The sequence below is a fragment of the Butyrivibrio sp. LC3010 genome, assembly GCF_000424385.1.
Taxonomy (GTDB): domain Bacteria; phylum Bacillota; class Clostridia; order Lachnospirales; family Lachnospiraceae; genus Butyrivibrio.
Genome location: NZ_AUJU01000004.1, coordinates 39,131 through 62,356 on the forward strand (window position 1 = coordinate 39,131; position 23,226 = coordinate 62,356).

Genomic DNA, 23,226 nt, shown 5'->3' on the forward strand with positions numbered 1-23,226 from the left:
AAATTTAGGAGGATTAAAAATGAGTACAGACAGATATTCAAGCCCGCTTTCTGAGCGTTATGCCAGCAAAGAGATGCAGTACATTTTTTCACAGGATATGAAGTTCCGCACCTGGAGAAAACTTTGGATTGCCCTGGCTGAGATAGAGAAGGAACTTGGCCTTAATATTACTCAGGAGCAGATAGATGAGCTTAAGTCACATCAGGACGACATAAACTACGATGTTGCAAAGGCACGTGAAAAGGAAGTACGTCATGATGTAATGAGCCATGTATATGCTTATGGTCAGCAGTGCCCCAAGGCTGCAGGAATCATACATCTTGGTGCAACAAGCTGCTATGTGGGAGATAATACAGATATTATTGTTATGACAGAGGCACTTAAGCTGGTTCGCAAAAAGCTTCTTAATGTTATTGCGAGCCTTGCTAAGTTTGCTGATGAATACAAGGATCTTCCTACTCTTGGATTTACTCATTTTCAGCCTGCTCAGCCTACTACAGTAGGTAAGAGAGCATCACTCTGGCTTCAGGATTTTACTATCGATCTTGAGGACCTTGATTATGTTCTTGATAATATGAAGCTTCTTGGATCAAAGGGAACCACAGGTACACAGGCTTCTTTCCTTGAGCTTTTTGATGGAGATCTTACAAAGGTTGATAAGCTTGATCCCATGCTTGCAGATAAGATGGGATTTAAGGGATGTATGGCAGTATCAGGACAGACCTATAGCCGCAAGATTGACATGAAGGTAGTTAATGTTCTTGCAGGTATTGCTTCTTCTGCAACCAAGATGGCGCAGGATATAAGACTTCTTCAGCATCTTAAGGAGGTTGAAGAGCCTCATGAAGCTAAGCAGATCGGTTCATCTGCAATGGCATACAAGAGAAATCCTATGAGAAGTGAGAGAATCTGCTCACTTTCAAGATATGTGATCGTAGATACTTTGAATCCTGCAATCACTGAGATTTCACAGTGGTTTGAGAGAACACTTGATGATTCTGCTAACAAGAGACTTTCAATTCCTGAGGGATTCCTTGCAATAGATGGTATTCTTGATCTTTGCATGAACGTAACAGATGGTCTTGTGGTTTACCCCAAGGTTATTGAAAAGAGACTTATGTCTGAGCTTCCTTTCATGGCAACAGAGAACATCATGATGGATGCAGTTAAGCTTGGCGGAAACAGGCAGGAACTCCATGAGAAGATAAGAGAGCTTTCAATGATCGCAGGTGACCATGTTAAGAAGGATGGTCTCGACAATGATTTGCTTTCAATGATCGTTAAGGATCCTGCTTTCCACATGACTGAGGAGAAGATCAAGGAGTGCATGGATCCTAAGAAATACACCGGATGCAGCGCTCATCAGGTAGAGAGATTTTTAAATGAAGTAGTAAATCCGATTCTTGAAGCTAATAAGGAAGAACTCGGTCTTACTGCTGAAATCAATGTCTAAGGATGTTCAACAATCTAATTTAGGGTAGAAACTGCATGTGCCTTCCCTGTAGCAGGGGAAGGCATCTGTATATATGGAAAATATATAGATTCCTTTATTCTCAGAAAACTGGAATCGTATTGGAATTTTTTTATCTGAACGGAATGATTCAGATATGAACTAATAGGTATAGAGGTGAAGGTAATGGCAAAAACATGGGATATAGAGAAATTTAAAAAGACAGCAAGAGCAGCTGCCGCGGAGGGTATTGTACTCTTAAAAAATGATAATGAGGCGCTTCCTCTTAAAAAGAATACAAAGCTTGCAGTATTTGGCAGAAGCCAGATGAATTATTACAAGAGCGGCACAGGATCAGGCGGCATGGTTAACGTAGACTATGTTGTCGGTATTTATGAAGCTCTTGAGCAATCCGGGAAATTTAAGCTTAATACAGAAGTAAGAAAAGCTTATGAGGATTTTGTAAAGGACAATCCCTTTGATACAGGAATCGGCTGGGCAGCAGAACCCTGGTTCCAAAAGGAGATGCCTCTTAGCGATGATTTTGTAAAAAAAGCAGCTGAAGAATCTGAAGCAGCAGTTTTTATAATCGGTAGAACAGCCGGAGAAGACCAGGATAATAAGAATGAGCCGGGAAGCTATCTTCTGACTGATGAAGAGGTTCTGGCATTAAAGAAGATAAGCAAGGCTTTTTCCAAGACCATAGTACTTCTTAATGTTGGAAATATCATTGATATGAAGTGGGTTAAAGATGTAGACCCTGAAGCTGTTTTATATGTATGGCAGGGCGGACAGGAAGGTGGAAACGCTGTTCTTGATGTGCTTTCCGGTGATGTTAATCCTTCAGGAAAACTTCCGGATACAATCGCTAAAAACATAGAAGATTATCCTTCAACAGCGAATTTTGGCTCAGATAAGAGAAACTTCCAGGAAGAGGATATCTATGTTGGATATCGTTATTTTGAAACCTTTGATAAGGATTCAGTGCTTTATCCTTTTGGATACGGTCTTTCTTATACTTCCTTTGATCTTGGCATCGGTGAGTTTTCTTACGATGATGAGGAGGGTGTAGGTCTTGAGGTACTGGTTACCAATACAGGAGATAAATCCGGTAAAGAAGTAGTACAGATTTATCTTGAGGCGCCTCAGGGAGTACTGGGAAAGCCGAAGAGAATTCTTTGTGGTTTTGTTAAAACAGATCTGCTTAAGCCAGGCCAGATGCAGTGCCTTGAATTCAATATTCCCAAATACTGGTTGTCCTCATATGATGACAGCGGTGCTACCAAGCATAAGTCCTGCTATGTTATGGAAAAGGGAACTTACGGAATTTATGCCGGAAGCGATGTTAGAAGTGCTGAACTTGCAGGAGAGTTTGAACTTAAAAAGCTTGAAGTTATCTATAAGTGTGAAGAGGCATATGCTCCTGTTAAGGAATTTGACCGTATCAAACCTGAGGAGGCTATAGGTCTTTGTGCCAAGGTGCTTGAAAAGGCTCCTGTAAGAACTCTTGATCCCAACAAGAAGCGTAATGACAGACTTCCCAAGGCGCTTCCTTATACCGGTGATAAGGGTTATAAACTAAAAGATGTAGAGGATAAAAAGGTATCCCTTGAAGGCTTTGTTGCACAGCTTTCTGATGAGGATCTGTGTGCTATGATGCGTGGCGAGGGTATGTGCTCTCCCAAGGTTACTGCAGGTATCGCAGGTGCTTTCGGTGGCGTGACAGAGAGGCTTAAGAGCTTTGGCATACCGGTTGCAGGTTGCTCCGACGGACCAAGTGGTATTCGTATGGATTGCGGAACTCATGCATTCTCTCTTCCTAATGGAACCTGCCTTGCAAGTTCATTCAATGAAGAAATAAATGAGGAGCTTTTTACCTTTGAAGCTCTTGATCTTAGAAGAAACAGAATTGATGCTCTGCTTGGCCCCGGAATGAATATTCACAGAAACCCTCTTAACGGAAGAAACTTTGAGTATTTCTCAGAGGATCCGCTTCTTACTGGTAAGCTGGTATCTGCTCAGCTTCGTGGTATGCATAAATATGATGTGACCGGAGTTATTAAGCATTTTGCAGGAAATACTCAGGAGTATCGCAGACACAATGTAGATAACGTTGTTTCAGAGAGAGCACTCCGTGAGATATATCTTAAAGGCTTTGAAATTGCTGTTCGTGAAGGCGGGGCTCGCGCAATCATGAGTACTTATGGTCCTGTAAATGGAATCTGGACAGCCAGCAGTTATGACCTTTTGACTACAATTCTTAGAGGCGAGTGGGGCTTTGAAGGAATAGTAATGACCGACTGGTGGGCTATGGGTAATGACGAAGCTGGAGCTCCCGGAAGCTACCAGAATGTATCAGCTCAGGTTAGGGCTCAGAATGACCTCAACATGGTCAATGGAAATGCAGAAGAAAATTCAAATGGTGATGATCTTTCTGCAGCATTAAAGCTCGGAAAGCTTAAGAGAGCAGAGCTTGTAAGAAGTGCAATGAACATTTGCAGATTCTTATTGCAGACTCCTGTATACAGACATATGCTGGGTGAGGAATCTGCACTTGATAAAGAGCTGGCAGCAACTATTTCAGATGAAGATGCTAAGCTCCAGGATATGATAGATGTTACCTTTGCAGGTGACGAGCTTATTCTTGATCCTGCAAGCATAAAGGTAGAAAAGGGAGAAACCACAGCATTCCTTATTTCTTCAAAGCAAAAATGCATAGCTCAGCTTGAGCTTGAAATGAGAGCAGATGCAAATCAGCCAGATGTTGCTCAGCTTCCTATGTCAGTTTTCCAGGATAAGATGCTTGTAAAAACTGTGACTTTGACAGGAATGGAAAAGGAATATAAGACCATTACAATAGATCTTAATCCTTTGTTTATGAGTAACTCTTACCTTAAATTTTATTTTGCTCAGGGTGGACTTGAAATAAAATCAGCCAAGCTGAAGATGGTGAAGAGCCTTGAAGAGGAGTTTAAGAGAGGTATCTCAGAGTTATAAAAATCGCCCCATTATGGAGTACACTTTCGAAAGATAAAGGCATAGATTCCTGTTTTTCCTCAGAAAAACGGGAATCGTATTGGACCAGATCCTCGCAAAGCGAGGGGCGTGTCCTGCAAAGCAGGATTCTTGCGGGCGATTTCCGCTTTTGCCCGCAAGAAGTCATAGATTCCTGTTTTTCCTTAGAAAAACGGGAATCGTATTGGACTAGGTCCTCGCAAAGCGAGGGGCGTATCCTGCAAAGCAGGATTCTTGCGGGCGATTTCCGCTTTTGCCCGCAAGAAGTCATAGATTTTTGTTTGCTTTTTTTAGTAGATAAATATTTGTAAAAACAGAATTATGCGCCGGATGGCAGTTTGTGTGGTGATAATGTTTTTTACCACATAAATTGCTGTCCGGCGCATTTTTTATAAAATTATTATGTGTAAAAATGCCTTGTTTTAAGGAACTATAAAGGAAATCTTAAATGTTGCTTAAGTCGATTCCGATGAAGTTTACATATGGATAAAAGCGTGTTAATAATAAGGCATAATAGTAATACAAAAAATAATAAGTATTTGATTTTTTACAGAACACATTGCAAGATTCATTTGAGTCTGGTGTGATTTTCAAATACTGAAAGGGGTGGTTCTAATGAACAACAGAATTAATTTCAAAAAGGTACTTTCAACAACAATTGCAGTTATGATGGCTGCCATGATTTGTTTTATGGCAATTCCGTCTTATCATACGCAGGCAGCAACTAAGAAGGTTAAGGTTACTCTTTCCCAGGAAGGTGAAGAAGAGGACGTTGAGATGAATGCGGGACAGAAGCTTCAAATCAAGGTTAAGAAAGATGGAAAGACGCTTTCCAAGAAGTCTGTAACCTATAAGTCATCCAAGAAATCTGTTGCCTCCGTTTCCAAGAGTGGCGTAATCACAGCTAAGAAGGGCGGAGATTGCGAGATTAGTATTAAGGATAAGAATTCTGACTTTACTGCAACTATTTATGTTGAAGTAAAGAAGAAGGGGCAGGGCTCAGGAAAGAAAACTACAAAACTATGGCTCAGTCAGGCTTCTGTAAATCTTAAAGTTGGACAGACCTTTAACTGCAAGGTTTTCTCAGATCCTGACGGAAGTGCAACTGTAGAAAATGTTAAATGGAGCAGTGATGATGATAGTATCGCAACAGTTAGTGGTGGTGTGATCAAGGCTCAGAATCCCGGACAGGTAGGAATACACGCTAATAAAGATGGCAAAGATGCTTGTATTATGGTATATGTGTCTCAGTAATACATTAATGCGATAGACAATATCCGGCAACACGAAGAGGTTTCATTTGGGATGCAGGTTGCTTTTTATCGTTTGTGTTCATGATATCTTGGATTTTGAAGGGAAATAGCGGCTGCACTGGTCAGGGTGGTCCTGGCCTGTAAAAATAATAAATACCGCAATTAAGGGGGTGTTTCTTATGGGAATGAGAGTAAAGAGGGTACTATCAACTGTGCTGGCTTTTATGATGGTCGCAATGCTATGCATGCTGGCTGTTCCTGCATATCAGGTAAGGGCTGCTACCAAGAGTGTATCAGTTAAGCTTGAGCAGGGCGGCGGAGAAAAAGACATTGAAATGTCCAGAGGAAAGAAAATCCAGCTGAAGGTTAAAAAGAACGGACAGACTTTAGGTAGGAAGACTGTAACATATAAAGTAAGTGGCAAATCCATTATTTCCTGCTCAAAGAGTGGACTTATCGTCGCAAAGAAGAGCGGAGATGCAGAAATAGAGATCAAGGATAAGAATAGTGATTTTACAGCAACTGTTTATGTTGAGGTAACAGGTGGCGGAAGTGGCAAAGGCGCCCATGTTGATAAAATCTGGTTAGATAAGCCTGAAATTACACTTGATCTTGGTCAGGGCTACACTGCAAGGGTTTATACCAGCGGAGATAACGGCGCAGGAAGCTTTAGATGGACAAGTGAGAACAGTGACATCGCTACAGTTGATGATCATGGCAATATCAGAGCTGTAGGACATGGCACAACAATTATTCACTGCCAGAAGGCTGGAAAAGACGCAGCTATGAAGGTCAATGTAAATTAAATATTGAAATATCTGAATAAGATTTTATTAAAGCTTATCAGAGTTGTTTGCTAGGCAGCATAGCAAATAGAAAACTGGACAGGTCGCATCTCATATGAAAACTTATGAGATGCGACTTTTTGATTCATTGAGTAGAGCACTTAGTGAGGTATTGTAGAGCTTAATGCGAGCCATGCAAGCCAACTTAGCGAGGCATTATCGAGCTTAGTGGAGATTTCTTGAGCAGAGCCTTTAATGAGCGGATGAAATAATTAGCAGTTGTTTAAAAGATGTGATAATATATTTTTGCTGATTAAATTGCACGCTCCATTGAAGGGAAAATAGAAACATTGAAGTGCGCTTGCTTTATCAGCTGAGTTACTTTTTATGAGGGAAGGCAAGAAAATTTACGGAGGAATAAAAACAGTATGGCAATTTCAAGTTATGTTGATGCAGTAATTGATAAAAGGGATTGGTATATTACTAATCTTTCTAATGTGGCTGCTTGTCTATGGGATCAACTACCGGATGTAAGCTGGGTTGGATTTTATTTCATGGCAAATAAAGGTGAGACAGAAGACAGCAAATTATTCTCCCAGGGAGATGATAAAGAACTGATTTTGGGACCCTTCCAGGGAAAGGTTGCATGTACACATATAGGTCTTGGAAAGGGAGTATGCGGTGTTTCTGCAGCAGAAGATAAGACATTGATTGTACCTGATGTGTCAAAGTTTGAAGGATATATAGTTTGTGATAGTGAAGCAAAATCAGAAATAGTAATCCCTCTTCGCGATAAGAATGGTAAAGTGATTGGAGTCCTTGATATAGATAGTAATACACAGGGAAGATTTACTGATGCAAATGAAGAGAGCGCTGATCTTGAAAAGTGTGCAGAGCTTATCTCAGCTATACTTCCTGGCTACGAATTGTAATTAAAGAAATAACAAAAGAACCTGACAGCGGCGAAACTGTCAGGTTCTTTTTTACTTTAAGTGTTGCCAAAGCAACTGCGCACGGCGCGAGAATTTCGCTTGCGAAATTCTTATACATGGAAATGGGTTAGTAAGCTAAGATTATCAACCCTTTACAGCACCTTCGATCATACCTTCCATAATCTGCTTCTGAGCGATAAGGAAGAGAATAACCATAGGCAGGATTGCGAGAAGTGCAGCTGCCAGGATCAGGTTCCACTGTTTTACATAAGAACCTACAAAAGCCTGAACTGCAACAGGAAGTGTCTTAACAGGTCCGTTCTGACCAAGCATCATTGAAGGCAGAAGGTAATCGTTCCAGATCCACATACCGTTAAGAATTGTTACTGTAGTAATAACGGGAGATAGGAGAGGGAAGATTACTTTGAAGAATACCTGCTCAGGTGAGCATCCATCGATTGATGCTGCTTCTTCAAGATCAAAAGGAATTCCCTTTATAAATCCTACAAGAATAAATACTGTCATTGCACCACCGAATCCAAGGTAAGCAAATACTATACCGGGTACGGATTTCAGCATCGGAATGCCAACAAACTTACCTACATCTCTGAAAGTGGAGATAAGAGGAAGCATTACTACCTGGAAAGGAATGATCATTGATGCGATGAATGTAAAGTAAATTACATTTGACCATGCTGTTTTATTACGGCAGATAACCCATGCTGCCATTGATCCAAGTACTGCCAAAAGTACAAGTGACAGAATTGTTATAATAGCTGAATATCCAAAGGTCTGCCAGAAAGTAAAGCTCTTGTTGTTTATAACATCATTCATATTTTGTGCAAACTGTCCGAATGAAACACCGTTAAATCCGATAGGATTTGAGGTAATGTCTGCAGACTGTTTAAAAGAGTTTACACAAACAAGAAAGAAGGGAAACAGAACATATGCAGCGATAATAATTGCTATGATAAGTCTGATTACAACGCTTGAAGTTTTTTCTTTTGTATGCATTATAATTCAACCTCCTTCTTATTAGATATGCGAACCTGAAGAATAGATACACATGCGAGAATGATAAAGAACAGAACGGCCTTAGCTTCACCGAATGCATATTCATTCTTGATAACTGCTGTGTTGTAAATATTAAGTGCAAGCATCTCAGTACCATTTGTAAGATAGTTATCAAATATATCAACTGAGCCTGTACCATTTGTAAGTGCAAGGTTTACATCGAACTGCTTGAATGCACTTGTAAGTGTAAGGAATGTACAAATTGTAATTGTAGGAGCGATCATAGGAATCTTGATTTCAAAAAGAGTCTGAAGAGGATTTGCTCCATCGATGGCAGATGCCTCAAGTACATCACCGGGAATTGTGTTAAGACCTGTGATATAGATAAGCATTATATAACCTGCATACTGCCAGATATATACGATAATAATAGCCATAAATGCTGTTTTTGTATCCGCAAGCATAGAGTACTGGGTCTTTAATAATTCTGTAACAACGTTACTGAAAATGAAGTTCCAGATATAGCCTAGTACGATACCTCCGATAAGGTTCGGAAGGAAATAAGCGGCTCTGAAGAAGCCAAGTCCTTTTATTCTGGATGTGCAAAGAAGAGCAAGTAAAAATGCTACCAGATTTACAAGGATCATATTAAATACTACGAAAAGAAATGTGATGAATATTGACCACAGGAAGCTTGCCTGTGTAAACATTCTGGTGTAGTTTGAAACACCGATTACATTTTTTACTCTGATTCCATCCCAGTCTGTAAAGGAATAACCAATACCAAGAACAAGAGGAATGATAACTGTTACCGCAAAAGCAAAAAGAAGCGGGAACAGGAAAATAATATTAATGATCGTACGATGATGTTTGATAGTAGGATAGAAGTATAAACCTGCAATGATTCCAACAGCCCCAAGCACTAAAGTAGCTCCGCGATACGATACATCCGATCCCTTAATATCCATCGCCAGAGACCATATTACAAGTGCAACACCGGCAATCATGAGTAGGATTGACATTACTTGCTTACTAGCAGATGGTGTTTTCATAAACTTAATCTCCTTTAATTATTGAAGGAGGCTCTTTGCTTTTGCCCCAAATTGTAAAGATACTAACAAAATTTGTATTTTTGAATAATAGGGGGCAGAGCATTTAGCCCTGCCCCGGTTGTCTATTTTCTATTAGTTATTGTAATAGCCTGTAATAACCTTAGAAATCTTGTCTGTGAACTCAGCAGCGTCTGCAATTGTTCCCTTAGCATAATCTGCGAATACCTGACATGTCTCGTTCTGGAGACCGTCCTTCTTAAGCATTGTGTGCCATCCGCTGTAGTTGCCTGCATCGATATAGCTCTTCATGCTCTTGTAGAAAGGATTGGTTGCTTCATACTTGCAATCATCGAAAGGAGATACAAGACCAGCCTTGTTTACAAGGATATCCTGAGCTGAATCACCTGCGCACCAGTTGAAGAATGTCTTAGCTGCGTCAACGTTACCGTCCTTGTAAGCTACCCAGTATGACGGAGGACCAGCGATGATTGTGTTGATGCCATCCTCAAATGCATAAGGAGCAAAACCAACTTCGAAGCTTACATCTTCAGGAGATGTTACACACCAGTTACCCTGTGTGATGAATGCATATTTGCCTTCCTTGAAGCCTGCAACCTGATTATCATATGTACCGTCTACAAGAAGGTTAGGATCTGAATACTGATTCATCATGCCGATGAACTCAGCAAACTTTGTCATTCTGTCTGTATCGATCTTACCACCGTCATTAAGCATGTCGATGTAAGTTGTGTCGTCAGCCTTAAGACCTGCATCAAGATACTGACCAAATACATGTGTACCTGAAGACCATCCAAGGTTTGCAGGCTCTGCACACCAGCCAAATACTGCTGTGATGCCAAGCTCATCCTTCTTGGAATCAAGTGTTTCACAAGCGCTCTTCCAAGCATCAGGGCTTGTAAGAGAAGCGGGATCAACACCTGCAGCGCTAAGAACGTCTGCGTTGTAGCCAAGAGCTGTAGCTTCTACTGTGTAAGGGAAGCCGATTGTGCCCATGTTCTCATCAACAAGTTCGAAACCTGTCTTATCTGTCCATTCTTCACCAGCAAGGTCAGCAAGCATGCCGTCCCATGTAGCAGCCTGGTTAGCTTCGATAACGAAGATGTCAGGCATGTTGTCAGCCTGGTACATTTTCTTGAGCTCATCACTGGCATTTGTGTCACCGCCGATTGTCTCGATAGAAACTTCATTACCGGTCTCAGTCTTGTAAAGCTCAGCGAGCTCTAAAAGCTGATCGTTGATCTCAGGCTTACCATTAAGAAGACGAATAGCACCGGCTGATGCTGTAGAATCAGATGATTCCTCTGTAGCTGTCTCCTCAGTAGCTGCTTCCTCTGTGGATTCCTCAGTAGCTGTTTCCTCTGTGGATTCCTCAGTAGTTGTTTCTTCTGCAGCAGTCTCGTCAGTAGATGCTGTAGTGTCAGATGCTGTGTCAGCGCTTGAGCCTCCACAAGCTGTCATGCTAAGAACCATTGTTCCAGCAAGAAGAATAGATAATACTTTCTTTTTCATGTTACCCTCCTTATTGTGCACTTTGCTAACCAAGTAAATTGGTTAGCGGTTACTTTTGCGCATAAGTTTTATGCTGAAATAAAAATACCACGCAAACTGGAAAATTACAAGTAAAAAAAGCAAACTTTTTCCGTATTTTATCACACCTTATGCGCGAAAGCTGATTATAACTGGCTTTGGGCAATTTTTAATAATTCTAAAAGTTTTATAAAAAAAGCAATGTGCATTAATATACACATTGCTCAAACGATTCAGAAATATACGATTTAATATTGTGTAGGTTGTATAGGTCTACAATTTCTTACAAACACAAAAAACGCTTCGGATGAACCTTATTATGTGAGGTAAATCTGCCGGATACACTAATTTGTACCAATGGATATGTAACAACTGAATATATTGTGTATCAGCTGATGGTTTTAACAGTATCGCGAATTATAAGCTCAGTTGGAAGCTGAATTTGCTTGGGAGTTTTTTCACCATTTATTCTCTTTAGGAGAACATCTGTAGCCATGATGCCTTTTTGCTTAACATTCTGATGAACAGTGGTAAGGGCAGGGCGGTGCAGCTGACCAAGAAGAGTGTCATCGAAACCGGCGATTGAGATATCATCCGGGACATGGATTCCTCTGTCCTCAAGTGCACACATAACCTGAACAGCATACAGATCTGAAACACACATTATCGCATCAAACTCCATTGCGCGTTTGCAAATATACTCCAGAGATTCATTTATTTCATCACTTCTGGGCTGAATCTTCAGGAACCAATCCTCCTCAAAATGAATGCCATTACCTTCAAGTGCATATTTATAACCGGAGAATCGCTCATAATCGACACCATTCATATTATCAGACAGGAAGGCTATTTTTTTATGACCTTGCTTAATCATATAGTTGACCATATCAAAGCAGCCCTGTCTGTCATTAAGTCCCACATTTATAAAATGCTTCAATCCTTCAATACTATAAGTATCGATGCAGACGATGGGCTTTTTATATTTCTCACTGACACGAATTCCGTCATCATCAATCATTCCGAATAGAAGAAGTCCATCTACGTTCCAGGTAGAAACGTGCCTCATGATCTCGTCGGTATCACGGGAAATATAAAGCATCATGAAATAGCCTGCATTCCTGATTGATTCCTCAATACCACCAATAAGCTCAGATACAAAAGGATCCATGAGCAGATTTTCATATTTATCAGCTCTTGCCTTAAGGGCAACTCCGATTATCTTGGATTCGTTCTGTGCAAGATTTCTTGCATTGATGTTGGGGACGTAATCAACTTTTTTCAGATAGTCCTCTACAATTTTTATCGTGGCAGGGGAGACCTCTCTGGTTTTCCCGTGAATCACGTTGGAAACTGTGGTGGTACTCATATTTAATTGCTTTGCAATCTCTTTAATTGTTATCATAAAAAACCATCACCAAAAAAATTTAACTTTACAAAAGTTTAAAAATGATTATAGTGTAAAAATATCACAGCAAAAATGCGCTGTCAAAATTCGAAAATGCACATAATATAAGAAACTTTTGCGTTAAAGTTGCAACAAATCAAATTTTTCTTTGAAAGGAATCCAGAATGAACACAGTTTACGGCAAAATAAACCCTATGAATGCGATTACACAGGAGATGGTAACATCACTAAGTGATAAAGTAATAGAAATCCCTGCTGATATTCCCCACGGCGATATGCCCGGAGATAAGATAGAGATTGGAGAGAGTCATATTGCCAAGGCTAAGACAATTTTCCCGTTGCTGCTTAAGGAGCTTTCCAAGGTTACAGCTGCTAACCCTTTTGGAAGAGCGGTTATTACAGTTTGCGGAGGATCAGGAGTAGGTAAATCTGAAATAGCATCACTGCTTTCATATATGCTTGAACAGTCTGGCATCGGAAGCTACACAATGTCAGGAGATAACTATCCTCACAGAATTCCTATGTACAATGACGCAGAGCGACTTCACACTTTCAGACAGTGTGGTATAAGAGGCATGGTCGATGGCGGTGCCATGAATGAAGAGAACTACAAAATAGTTAAAGCTTTTCAGGAACAGAATGACGATGCAAATGCAGAGCATGTTAAGGAATATCCCTGGTTTGCTTCATATCTTGATGCAGGTAAGAAGGGACTTGATGCTTATCTTGGAACCCCTAATGAAACAGATTTTGCTGAAGTTGACACAATTCTTGCAGCATTTAAGAATGGTGCAGACAAGCTTTGGCTTAAGAGAATGGGAAGAGATGAGACAACTCTCTGGTACGATGAAGTTGATATGTCTAAGAAGCAGGTTCTTATTATTGAGTGGACACACGGAAATACAGACTGTATGAATGAAGTTGATATTCCGATATTACTTAACTCCACTCCCCAGGAGACATTAGAGCATAGAAGAAGCCGTGCCCGCGATGGTAAGGTTGACAGTCCTTTCACAATGATGGTTCTTGAGCTTGAGCAGAACAAGCTGGTCGCACAGGCACATAAGGCTAAGATCATCGTAAGCAAGCAGGGCGAGATCATAAGCTATGATGAATTCAAAAAGCTTATGAATATTTAAAGTCAGATTCCTGAATGTAAGAAATTTTGGCGATTTCTGAAAGTAATTAAAGGGAATCATTGGATTATTCAAGCACTGTATCTTGAAAAAATATAACGATACTACGCCTTAATTAAAACGGTAAAAAGTGAAGTATGAAAGGAATATAAATGAGTAAATTTGTAGATAACGGTCCTATGCTTAATGCATATCCGGACAGCTGTGGCGGTACACTTGGTGACATAGTAACCATGCTTGAGAAGGAGGAATTTAAGGACACATTCAGTTCTTTTTACATTCTTCCCAGCATTTATAACACAGATCTTGACAGAGGATTTTCTGTTATTGACTATGGCATCAATAAAGAACTTGGTTCAAAGAGTGATCTTGACAGACTTCGTGCACTTGGAATTGATCTTAAACTCGATTTTATTTTGAACCATGCTTCAGTTCTTTCACCTCAGTTTCAGGACTTACTTAAAAATGGTGAAAAATCTAAGTATGCTGACTTTTTCATAAACTGGAATAAATTCTGGGATGGCTGCGGAGAGATGACTCCTGAAGGTTACATTCAGCCTGATGAGAAATATATCAAGGATATGTTTTTCAGAAAGCCGGGACTTCCTATCCTTATGGTTCGCATGCCCGATGGAAAAGAGATTCCTTACTGGAACACTTTTTATCAGGAAGTTCAGTACAGAAGACCCGACGCTCAGGATATTATTGAAGCGGTAGAGGAGTACAAGGAAAAGAACGGCTCTGCTAATCCTGAAGAGGATAGACAGGGCGGCGGAAGATTACAGTATATGACTGCAGAGAGAATCGCAAAGATTGTCTGCGAAGGTCTTGATGAGGGCAAAAAGCCTGAGGAAATAGATTTTGGCAAATACGAAGAGTACCGTGATGCAGTTCTTGAGTATCTTGCAAATGGAAGAAAATATCTTGGTCAGATGGATCTGAACATAAAGTCTGATCTTGTTTGGGAACATTATGAGAATACTTTAAGGACCCTCTCTGAGTATGGTGCCGCAATAGTAAGACTTGATGCATTTGCTTATGCACCTAAGGAACCCGGCAAAAAGAATTTCCTTAACGAGCCTGATACATGGGATGTTCTTGAGAGAGTTAAGGGCATCGCTGATAAGAATAATCTCAGACTTCTTCCGGAAATACATGACAGCTACGGTGCAGGAATTTACGAGAAGGTTGCCGGCAAGGGCTACATGACCTATGACTTCTTCCTTCCCGGACTTCTTATTTATGCTATGGAGAAGAAGAACGGCGAAGTTCTTGCCAGATGGGCTAAAGAACTTATGGATAAAAACATCCGCGTCGTTAATATGCTCGGATGCCATGATGGTATACCGGTTCTTGATCTTAAGGGCTTTATTCCTGATGATGAGATTGAAAAGCTCATTGATGTGGTTGTTGGAAGAGGTGGCCTTGTAAAGAATCTTCACGGCCAGAAGAACATGTACTATCAGGTTAATTCTACATATTACAGTGCTCTTGGTGCAGAAGATAAGAAGATGCTTTTTGCAAGAGCAGTGCAGATGTTTATGCCCGGAAAGCCGCAGGTTTGGTATCTTGACCTTTTTGCAGGTGAAAATGATCACGAGGCTGTAAAGAGAGCAGGTGCAGGCGGACATAAGGAAATCAACCGTACCAATCTGACCAATGAACAGCTTAGAGAGCTGATGAATAAGCCGGTTGTTCAGAAGCAGCTTGAACTCTTGAGACTTAGAAACACAAATCCTGCATTTGGCTTCGAATCAAAGCTTACACTTGAGCAGGATGGCTCTGTTCTTAAATTCATATGGGAAAAAGATGGACACAGAGTAGCACTTAAGGCTGACTTTGCAACATATGATTACGAAATAGAGCAGTAAGTATACAGATTCCAAAAAGCAAAAGAGCGAGAAATGTACTATTATAGTCAATGGTACTGATTAAGAAGATAACAATATTTGAATTTAAGCTATTTTTCTTTAATATTGTGTTTTACTTATGAACCATTCTGTAGTATATTATCACTTGGTTAATTAGTAAATTCTTGTTATGGATATGAACATTCATTATGCTCATATCCATAATCATGTGAAGCAGAATGGAGAGATATCATGGTAAAAGCAGTAGTTGGAGCAAACTGGGGTGATGAGGGAAAAGGTAAGATCACAGATATGATGGCCGACCAGGCTGATGTGGTTGTACGTTTTCAGGGAGGCGCAAATGCAGGACATACCATAGTTAATCAATATGGCAAATTTGCACTTCACACACTTCCTTCAGGAGTATTTCATCAGAATATAACAAATATTATTGGAAACGGTGTTGCACTTAACATTCCTGTTCTTATCGGAGAACTTAAGAGCGTAACAGATAAGAATGTTCCGATGCCTAACCTTCTTATATCAGATCGATGCCAGATAGTTATGCCTTATCACATCCTTTTTGATCAGTATGAAGAGGAGAGACTTGGTGGAAAGTCATTTGGTTCAACCAAATCAGGCATCGCACCATTCTATTCAGATAAATATGCAAAGATCGGTTTCCAGGTTAATGAGCTTTTTGACGAGGAGCTTCTTAAAGAAAAGGTCGAGAGAGTTCTTGTAACAAAGAACATCCTTTTAAAAGAGCTTTATCATAAGCCTGAGATCAGCCCTGCAGAGCTTCTTGATACTCTTCATGAGTGGAGAGATATGGTTAAGCCTTATGTTGCTGATACAGCACTTTTCCTTGAGAAGGCAATCAAAGAGAACAAGACAGTTCTTCTTGAGGGTCAGCTTGGAACAATGAAAGATCCTGACCACGGAATTTATCCTATGGTTACATCATCTTCAACACTTGCAGCATACGGTGCAATAGGTGCAGGAATCGCTCCTTATGAGATCAAGCAGATTGTTGTAGTAAATAAAGCTTATTCATCAGCAGTTGGTGCAGGTGCATTCACTTCTGAAATCTTTGGTGATGAAGCAGATGAACTCAGAAGACGCGGTGGAGATGGCGGTGAGTACGGTGCTACTACTGGTCGTCCTCGTCGTATGGGATGGTATGACTGCGTAGCAAGTAAGTATGGCTGCAGACTTCAGGGTGCAACAGATGTTGCGTTCACTGTACTTGATGTACTTGGATATCTTGATGAGATTCCGGTATGCGTAGGCTATGAGATTGACGGCGAAGTTACTAAGGACTTCCCTGTAACACATCTTCTTGAGAAGGCTAAGCCTGTATATGAGACACTTCCCGGATGGAAGACTGACATCCGCGGAATTAAGAAGTATGAGGATCTTCCTGAGAACTGCCGCAAGTATATCGAGTTTATCGAGAAGGAAATCGGCTATCCGATCACAATGGTATCTAATGGTCCCGCAAGAGAGGATATCATCTATCGTGAGAGCCCTTTGAGCAAATAAGTAATTATTCTGAATAAGTTTTTGTGTCTGAATTATATGTTTTAGGCATTTAAAGATTTCACCGGGCTGCCACGCTTGTGACAGCCCTTTATTATGGAGATAAAGCGATGGAAAATAATAAGACACCTATGTTTAAGCGTGTACTTGCGATTCTTGGGATAGTATTACTTCTTGGAGTTTATGTAGTGTTCTTCATTCAGGCTGTTTTTGGAAAAACAGGTCCGGGAAGCGCTTTTGCTGCCTGTGCTGCCGCAACTGTTGCAATTCCGATACTTGTCTGGCTTATTCTCTGGGTTTACACAGCACTTACAGGAAAGAGAACAGTAGCTTCAGCAGACCCATATGGAAGATTTGAATCCGATTCAGTTAGTGATTCTGGCGATAAATCAGAAGGAAAGAAGATTTCTACTGTAGTTTTTGATATCGGAAATGTACTGGTGGATTTCTGCTGGGAGGATTTCTTAAGGAATAAGGGCTTCCCGGAAGAAATGGTTCAGAGGATAGGAGATGCCAGTGTTCGCACTGATGAATGGAATGAATTCGACAGAGGTGTACTAGATACCAAAGGTATTGTTGATGGTTTTGTAAAAAACGATCCTTCCATAGAAAAGGAGATAAGAGATGCTTTTTCAGATTTTAGCGGACTTTTGAGAAAAAGAGAGCGCACGCTTCCCTGGATAAAGTCACTAAAAGAGAATGGATATAAGGTACTTGTACTTTCAAATTTCTCAAAGCAAGCCCTTGAAGCCAATCCCTTTATGAATGAGTTTCTTGATGAAGTGGATGGCGGAATCCTTAGCTACAGAGATAAAGTGATCAAGCCTGACCCGGCAATATTTAATCTGCTGACTGAACGCAATCATGTTAATCCTGAGGAATGTGTATTCATTGATGATACTGAGAAGAATATAGCAGCTGCAAAAGCACTTGGGTTTAATGGTATTGTATTTAAAAACTATGAACAGGTTGACTCTGAACTCAACAGACTTGGAGTTTGCTGGAACTGATATATGTCAGAATTAATTAGAAAAACAGTGGTAATAAAGAATTACGATAATTATGTGAAAAATATATTGACATCAATTATCAATAGTGTTATTTTATTACAGTATGAAAACAAAGCAGAGGATTCCACTCTCACCCTGCGGCACAGCTGGCAGAGGTTAATACATTTTAAATAAGACATATATAGTTTGTCGTATTTTTTGAGTGTTAAGTGGATTCTTTTGCGAGAATCCATTTTTTTATTGTTTCGTTTATTGAATTGGAGGTACAAAACAATTAGCAACAACGATTTATTCATCAATGAACAGATCAGAGACAAAGAGGTTCGAGTAATTGGGGCCGACAATGAACAACTTGGAGTAATGTCAATCCAGGAAGCAAGAAGACTTGCAGATGAGGCAGGAGTTGATCTGGTTAAGATTGCTCCCAATGCAAAACCACCGGTATGTCGTATCGTTGACTATGGTAAGTTCAAATATGAACAGCTTCGCAAAGAGAAGGAAGCTCGTAAAAAGCAGAAGACAGTTGAAATTAAGGAAATCCGTTTGTCTCCCAATATTGATACAAACGATCTCAATACTAAGGTTAATTCTGCTAAGAAGTTCCTTGAAAAAGGAAACAGAGTAAAGGTAACACTTAGATTCAGAGGACGTGAGATGGCTCATATGGGTGCCAGCGTTCATATTCTTACAGATTTCGCTGAGGCACTTGGCGATGTGGCTGTAATTGATAAGCAGCCTAAGGTTGAGGGACGTAGTATGACCATGTTCCTTACAGAAAAGAAGTAATTTGTTTGTATCTCTTCAATAACCCAATAGGAGAGTTACATATATAGTAATTATTCAGCACCATGTTTATTGGATGATTACACTGCTAGAATAGCAGAGCATTTAGTATTTACAGCATAGGAGGATATTAGTTATGCAGCACAAGATGAAAACAAACAGATCTGCTGCCAAGCGTTTCAAGGTAACAGGCACAGGTAAGCTGATCCGTAACAAGGCGTATAAGCGTCACATTCTTACAAAGAAGTCTACAAAGAGAAAGAGAAATCTTAGACAGCAGGCAGTAGTTGATGCTACTAATGTTAAGACAATGAAGAAGATTCTGCCTTACGTTTAATCTTAAGAGCAGTACCAGTTATTCGAAAATATTTAGGAGGAAACCGAAATGGCAAGAATTAAAGGTGGCATGAACGCCAAGAAAAAGCATAAAAGAGTTTTAAAGCTCGCTAAGGGCTATAGAGGCGCTAGATCAAAACAGTACAGAGTTGCTAAGCAGTCAGTTATGAGAGCACTTACATCAGCTTTCGCTGGACGTAAGCAGAAGAAGAGAGATATGAGATCTCTTTGGATCACACGTATCAATGCAGCAGCTCGTCTTAATGGTATGTCTTATTCAAACCTTATGCACGGTCTTAAGCTTGCAGAGGTTGAGATCAACCGCAAGATGCTTGCTGAGATGGCTGTAAATGATCCTGAAGGATTCAAGACACTTACAGAGATCGCTAAGCAGAAGATCGCTTAATAGATATAGAGAATTAGGAGCAGTTATACAGGATTAACCTGTATAGCTGTTTTTTTTGATTTTCTCTTAGCGCGTTCAAAAAAGACAAGCTATTCATGAAAAATAAGTTAAATAGTGTATGCTCAACAACCGGCTGATTTTTCAGCCGATGTTTTCGCATAAAATAAATCCTTGAGGGTTATTTGACGATTTTGATTCTTTTTGTACATGGGATTCTCCGCGAAAGGTGCAAGGTTTTTGAAGCAATAGTAATGATTTCCTTGCATCTATTATCTCACGGATTGCCCGCAAAGTCAGTAAATATCAGTGGTTATTAATTGTTGAGCACCACTAAATTATAGACAAACACTTCATGTAACTCTTCACTATAGCCTTCATAGAATCCGGTGGGCATGCCGACAACGATTTTCGCTCCCCTGTTATATAATAGCAGCAGCTGTTTGCGGTCCTTATCAAAGGCCAATCCTTCAATCTCGCCCTGTTTTATCACATCGTCAAAGGTCTTTTCGAGAATGACCTTTCCGACGTTTTTGCTGCCTGAAAGCTCAATTCTATACATGTGGTCCGGTTCATCATTATCAGCATTTCCATCATCACAGGTTACATACAGTTTTCCGTCAAAACAAGCTATGCCCTGAAGCCATTTAGGACTTGGCTCCATCTTCAGTTTACCTTTAAAATCTCCCGTATCAAGATCGTACATATAGAGATATCCACTGGATTCATCATCGATCCATGAGGTCATATACACTGTTCGGGAACCGGCATCCACGGCAATTCCGCTGCACTCAAGCTGACCCGTATCGGCTCTAAATGGAAATACTCTCTTAAGTTTTAAAGTATCACCATCGTAGACTGCGACCTGTATATTTTTTCCTTCGCCGTCCAAAAAGTATTCCACTCCCAGATACAGCTCATTGTTATATACATCAATATCGCCGATATGGTTAACTTCCAGTGTGTAACCCTCAAAGGGATCCTTGTTTTCCGCAACAAGATTCCAAGTGCTGTCGTATTTGGCCAGTGCAGCAGACCCGCTTATCCAGTAGTATCCGCTTTCAGTGCATACACCTTGCCTGCCTGCGACAGGATGAACATCCGAAAGCTCATATTCGCAAACGGGTCCTGTTTTGCCGCATCCGGTAAGTAGTGCCCCACAGACAAAGCCAATTATCACCATTCTTTTTTTCTTCATATTCTCTATATTCATCCAAATAGAACCACATTATGAAAAGGACATTACTACGCTTAAGCAGCGTCTTCTGCCTCGTATTCTTCCACCAGACTGTCATAGGCTCCAATTGCCTTGTCGAAGCGTTCCATTACATCCTCTGCCTTGTACAATCCGCCTGCATCTGAGTTTATTCCCTTAAGTTTCAGATTGTAGATTCCGGGCGGATTATCATCATTTAAAAGTGACATCTCCTGCAGCTGATGTGTCTTTTGATAAACCATGTCAAGGCTTATGAATTCCTGACCATCCTTGTCTTTCCACCTGCTGATTACAAGCTTACCTCCGATAGGTGTCTTTTCCAGCGTTTCAGGAAGATTGTAATCCCGAATTTCAAGAGCCGACATAACGCTGGCCATGTTGGAGTCGTGTCCGCACAGGAAGGTGAACTGCCTTCCCTGTGTAGTCAGTTCTTTTTCAATTTCTTTAAGAAGCGGATGTGCCACGTTAACAGAAACAGAGGGAGCTGAAAAGAGAACGTCGCCGTAAACATCTTTGATCTCTGAGATTGTCTCCCAGTCAGCCTCGGAAAGATCATGACCAAAAGCTGCCTTAACAGGATCTGACTCTTCAAAGTACTGAAGCACCAGCGCATCAGATATCTGGCATGCAGTCTTAAGTGACCCTTTCACCGAAGGTTCTTTGCCCTCTTCAAAGGAAAACTCAAAGTCTCCTGCATCAAACCCTGTAAAGACTCCATTCTTGTAATCATCTGATTCCCGGACATCAATCACCTCTGAAATCAGATCATAGTTATCACCAAGATCAGTCATGGCCGTACCATAAAGCTTTTTTATCTCTTCCTCAATATCCATAGCGTAATCGTCAGACATATAGGTAAACACCGGATTGAACACAGGATCCATGGTGTCATATTCTGCATTGTACTCAACCTTTGCATTGGCAACAGGAAGAAGTCCTGCGGAAAAAAACTGTGCTGTGGCTATAGTTCTTTGCTTTGAGTTGGCATATATGCGAACCGCCCCGTCTTTGGGCTGATAGTTTGGCTCAAAGAGGCCTTCTGCCTCGAGCCATTTTCTAAAGTACTGTCCCATCTCAGTTTCAAGGATTCCTCCCCTTACAGAGAGCTGACTTGCGGGAGCCGACCACTCAAACCACTTATTCGGAGTTATTGTATCCAGGGCAGACCCTTCACCTGAGAGGGGTGCACGAATATTGTGTCTGCTAAGAACCACTGCCTGTTCCAGGGTATAGCCCTCCCTTGAAAGTGTTGATAACACATTCTCATCCGTTTTTTCACTGACGGAAGTTGGTGCCTTTGTACTTCCATTTCCACATCCGCTTAGACATGTGCATGACAAAACAAGCGCAAACACTAAGATTTTTGAAAGCATTCCGTTTCTTCTTTTCTTATTCATTAAACATCCTTCTATTAAACAAATTGCATAACCATCGGTGTTTTAAGCCTCTTTAATTCTACTATATTTCGTCATGTGATAATCTAAAATAAGTATTAAAAGTGCGCAACAGCCTTATTCTGCAATTGCGCATTTTTCAAAACTCATCTTTATGCTTTTCAAAAAAATCGAAATATGTCCTTACTCCCTCAAGTTCCGTCCACTTCTTTATATCTACCGGGCTTTCGTCAAGATCATAAATTCTCGCGCCTTTAAGTGCCAGCAAAAAAGGTGAATGCGTAGCAATTATAAACTGACATCCGAAGAATCTTGCTGAATTCTGGATGAACTCAAGCAGTTTCAGCTGCCTCTGGGGCGAAAGTGAGTTTTCAGGCTCATCCAGCAAATATAGTCCATCATCTTTAATCTTCTCAGAAAAATACTGCAGAGCACTCTCTCCATTACTGTGCTCTATGACGTTATTTCCAATAGTATCTCTTACATATTTTTTATGTAAATAGTGTATGCTCAGCAACCGGCTGATTGAAATCCTTGAGGGTTATTTGACGATTTTGATTCTTTTTGTACATGGGATTCTCCGCGAAAGGTGCAAGGTTTTTGAGGCAATAGTAATGATTTCCTTGCATCTATTATCTCACGGATTGCCTACAAAGTCAGTAAATATCAGTGGTTATTAATTGTTGAGCACGCACTAAATAGAGAGCCTTTGGAAACATTATACTTGGATAGCGTTTCCAAAGACTTTTTTAGTGCGAATTCAGGAAACTATAAATGAAATTATTTTTTGAAGTTTCCCCAAAAGCATTGATTATTATTATCAAATGTTTTATGATATCAAACATGTTTGTTATGAAAAACGTTTTTTATTAAATTAGAATTTTCTGTTTTTATTAGGATATTTTTAGTAATTAAATTAGTTAGCTATTTGGGGCAAAGCTATCGCAAGATAGTGACGCAAAGCTAGAGGGTCTGTCATGAGGGGCAGATAGCCAGCTGCCTGCGCTAGGAAGCGTAGAATATGGTTTATTTTGCCTTGTTTGAATATCTGTTTCAAGCAAGGCTTTTTTTTATCATAAATTTCGCAAGCGAAATTCTTATT

The 23,226-nt window shown here is 40.4% G+C and carries 19 protein-coding genes and 1 riboswitch; of the genes, 12 read left to right on the top strand and 7 right to left on the bottom strand.

What is annotated here, in order from left to right:
* Positions 1–19 precede the first annotated feature (19 nt).
* From purB to G622_RS21545, 5 genes are all read left to right on the top strand, one after another.
* Positions 20–1,453: an adenylosuccinate lyase gene (gene purB / locus G622_RS0104245; RefSeq protein WP_026509662.1), complete on the top strand. Its 1,434-nt coding sequence runs from the start codon at positions 20–22 to the stop codon at positions 1,451–1,453.
* Positions 1,454–1,636: 183 nt separating this feature from the next.
* Entirely contained in the window at positions 1,637–4,447 is a 2,811-nt protein-coding gene (locus tag G622_RS0104250) for a glycoside hydrolase family 3 protein (RefSeq protein WP_044957101.1), read from the top strand.
* Positions 4,448–5,080: 633 nt separating this feature from the next.
* Positions 5,081–5,719, top strand: a complete 639-nt coding sequence (locus G622_RS0104255; protein WP_026509664.1) for an Ig-like domain-containing protein — start codon at positions 5,081–5,083, stop codon at positions 5,717–5,719.
* Positions 5,720–5,897: 178 nt separating this feature from the next.
* Complete coding sequence (locus G622_RS0104260; RefSeq protein ID WP_026509665.1) at positions 5,898–6,524, top strand: Ig-like domain-containing protein; 627 nt, start codon at positions 5,898–5,900, stop codon at positions 6,522–6,524.
* A 407-nt stretch (positions 6,525–6,931) separates the two neighbouring features.
* Complete coding sequence (locus G622_RS21545) at positions 6,932–7,435, top strand: GAF domain-containing protein (protein ID WP_044913583.1); 504 nt, start codon at positions 6,932–6,934, stop codon at positions 7,433–7,435.
* Positions 7,436–7,579: 144 nt separating this feature from the next.
* On the opposite strand, the gene G622_RS0104270 is transcribed toward G622_RS21545, so the two are convergent.
* The 4 genes from G622_RS0104270 to G622_RS0104285 all read right to left on the bottom strand — a co-directional run bounded on the left by G622_RS0104270 (position 7,580) and on the right by G622_RS0104285 (position 12,451).
* Complete coding sequence (locus G622_RS0104270; protein WP_026509666.1) at positions 7,580–8,449, bottom strand: carbohydrate ABC transporter permease; 870 nt, start codon at positions 8,447–8,449, stop codon at positions 7,580–7,582.
* A complete protein-coding gene (locus G622_RS0104275; protein ID WP_026509667.1) occupies positions 8,449–9,501 on the bottom strand; it encodes a carbohydrate ABC transporter permease in 1,053 nt (350 codons plus the stop codon). The genes G622_RS0104270 and G622_RS0104275 overlap by 1 nt, the downstream gene beginning before the upstream one ends.
* Before the next feature lie 132 nt (positions 9,502–9,633).
* A complete protein-coding gene (locus G622_RS0104280) occupies positions 9,634–11,031 on the bottom strand; it encodes an ABC transporter substrate-binding protein (protein WP_026509668.1) in 1,398 nt (465 codons plus the stop codon).
* 406 nt (positions 11,032–11,437) lie between these two features.
* Positions 11,438–12,451 carry a LacI family DNA-binding transcriptional regulator gene (locus G622_RS0104285; protein WP_026509669.1) on the bottom strand — a complete coding sequence of 338 codons (1,014 nt, stop codon included), beginning with the start codon at positions 12,449–12,451 and terminating at the stop codon, positions 11,438–11,440.
* Between the two features lie 167 nt (positions 12,452–12,618).
* Between G622_RS0104285 and G622_RS0104290 the strand changes: the two genes are divergently transcribed.
* From G622_RS0104290 to rplT, 7 genes are all read left to right on the top strand, one after another.
* Positions 12,619–13,593, top strand: coding sequence for a hypothetical protein (locus G622_RS0104290; RefSeq protein ID WP_330363563.1), 975 nt, complete (start codon positions 12,619–12,621; stop codon positions 13,591–13,593).
* Positions 13,594–13,742: 149 nt separating this feature from the next.
* Entirely contained in the window at positions 13,743–15,461 is a 1,719-nt protein-coding gene (locus tag G622_RS0104295; RefSeq protein ID WP_026509671.1) for an alpha-amylase family glycosyl hydrolase, read from the top strand.
* Positions 15,462–15,692: 231 nt separating this feature from the next.
* Entirely contained in the window at positions 15,693–16,985 is a 1,293-nt protein-coding gene (locus tag G622_RS0104300; RefSeq protein WP_026509672.1) for an adenylosuccinate synthase, read from the top strand.
* A 107-nt stretch (positions 16,986–17,092) separates the two neighbouring features.
* A complete protein-coding gene (locus G622_RS26410; RefSeq protein WP_242832951.1) occupies positions 17,093–17,992 on the top strand; it encodes an HAD family hydrolase in 900 nt (299 codons plus the stop codon).
* 252 nt (positions 17,993–18,244) lie between these two features.
* Positions 18,245–18,778: a translation initiation factor IF-3 gene (gene infC / locus G622_RS0104310; RefSeq protein ID WP_242832954.1), complete on the top strand. Its 534-nt coding sequence runs from the start codon at positions 18,245–18,247 to the stop codon at positions 18,776–18,778.
* Between the two features lie 133 nt (positions 18,779–18,911).
* Positions 18,912–19,112: a 50S ribosomal protein L35 gene (gene rpmI, locus G622_RS0104315; protein WP_026509675.1), complete on the top strand. Its 201-nt coding sequence runs from the start codon at positions 18,912–18,914 to the stop codon at positions 19,110–19,112.
* 48 nt (positions 19,113–19,160) lie between these two features.
* A complete protein-coding gene (gene rplT / locus G622_RS0104320) occupies positions 19,161–19,517 on the top strand; it encodes a 50S ribosomal protein L20 (RefSeq protein ID WP_022760515.1) in 357 nt (118 codons plus the stop codon).
* A 313-nt stretch (positions 19,518–19,830) separates the two neighbouring features.
* Here rplT and G622_RS21550 read toward each other — a convergent pair whose 3' ends face one another.
* The 3 genes from G622_RS21550 to G622_RS21560 all read right to left on the bottom strand — a co-directional run bounded on the left by G622_RS21550 (position 19,831) and on the right by G622_RS21560 (position 22,641).
* On the bottom strand, positions 19,831–20,712 hold the full coding sequence (locus G622_RS21550) for a YncE family protein (RefSeq protein ID WP_081675185.1): 882 nt from the start codon (positions 20,710–20,712) through the stop codon (positions 19,831–19,833).
* 53 nt (positions 20,713–20,765) lie between these two features.
* On the bottom strand, positions 20,766–22,127 hold the full coding sequence (locus G622_RS21555; RefSeq protein WP_049945673.1) for a histidine-type phosphatase: 1,362 nt from the start codon (positions 22,125–22,127) through the stop codon (positions 20,766–20,768).
* Between the two features lie 136 nt (positions 22,128–22,263).
* Positions 22,264–22,641 carry an AAA family ATPase gene (locus G622_RS21560; protein ID WP_049945674.1) on the bottom strand — a complete coding sequence of 126 codons (378 nt, stop codon included), beginning with the start codon at positions 22,639–22,641 and terminating at the stop codon, positions 22,264–22,266.
* 405 nt (positions 22,642–23,046) lie between these two features.
* Positions 23,047–23,128: riboswitch (cyclic di-GMP riboswitch) on the top strand.
* Positions 23,129–23,226 lie beyond the last annotated feature (98 nt).

Excerpts from the sequence above, each read along its gene's own strand:
- purB (WP_026509662.1), top strand. The coding sequence starts at position 20 with ATGAGTACAGACAGATATTCAAGCCCGCTTTCTGAGCGTTATGCCAGC.
- G622_RS0104250 (WP_044957101.1), top strand. The coding sequence starts at position 1,637 with ATGGCAAAAACATGGGATATAGAGAAATTTAAAAAGACAGCAAGAGCA.
- G622_RS0104255 (WP_026509664.1), top strand. The coding sequence starts at position 5,081 with ATGAACAACAGAATTAATTTCAAAAAGGTACTTTCAACAACAATTGCA.
- G622_RS0104260 (WP_026509665.1), top strand. The coding sequence starts at position 5,898 with ATGGGAATGAGAGTAAAGAGGGTACTATCAACTGTGCTGGCTTTTATG.
- G622_RS21545 (WP_044913583.1), top strand. The coding sequence starts at position 6,932 with ATGGCAATTTCAAGTTATGTTGATGCAGTAATTGATAAAAGGGATTGG.
- G622_RS0104270 (WP_026509666.1), bottom strand. The coding sequence starts at position 8,449 with ATGCATACAAAAGAAAAAACTTCAAGCGTTGTAATCAGACTTATCATA.
- G622_RS0104275 (WP_026509667.1), bottom strand. The coding sequence starts at position 9,501 with ATGAAAACACCATCTGCTAGTAAGCAAGTAATGTCAATCCTACTCATG.
- G622_RS0104280 (WP_026509668.1), bottom strand. The coding sequence starts at position 11,031 with ATGAAAAAGAAAGTATTATCTATTCTTCTTGCTGGAACAATGGTTCTT.
- G622_RS0104285 (WP_026509669.1), bottom strand. The coding sequence starts at position 12,451 with ATGATAACAATTAAAGAGATTGCAAAGCAATTAAATATGAGTACCACC.
- G622_RS0104290 (WP_330363563.1), top strand. The coding sequence starts at position 12,619 with ATGAACACAGTTTACGGCAAAATAAACCCTATGAATGCGATTACACAG.
- G622_RS0104295 (WP_026509671.1), top strand. The coding sequence starts at position 13,743 with ATGAGTAAATTTGTAGATAACGGTCCTATGCTTAATGCATATCCGGAC.
- G622_RS0104300 (WP_026509672.1), top strand. The coding sequence starts at position 15,693 with ATGGTAAAAGCAGTAGTTGGAGCAAACTGGGGTGATGAGGGAAAAGGT.
- G622_RS26410 (WP_242832951.1), top strand. The coding sequence starts at position 17,093 with ATGGAAAATAATAAGACACCTATGTTTAAGCGTGTACTTGCGATTCTT.
- rpmI (WP_026509675.1), top strand. The coding sequence starts at position 18,912 with ATGCAGCACAAGATGAAAACAAACAGATCTGCTGCCAAGCGTTTCAAG.
- rplT (WP_022760515.1), top strand. The coding sequence starts at position 19,161 with ATGGCAAGAATTAAAGGTGGCATGAACGCCAAGAAAAAGCATAAAAGA.
- G622_RS21550 (WP_081675185.1), bottom strand. The coding sequence starts at position 20,712 with ATGAAGAAAAAAAGAATGGTGATAATTGGCTTTGTCTGTGGGGCACTA.
- G622_RS21555 (WP_049945673.1), bottom strand. The coding sequence starts at position 22,127 with ATGAATAAGAAAAGAAGAAACGGAATGCTTTCAAAAATCTTAGTGTTT.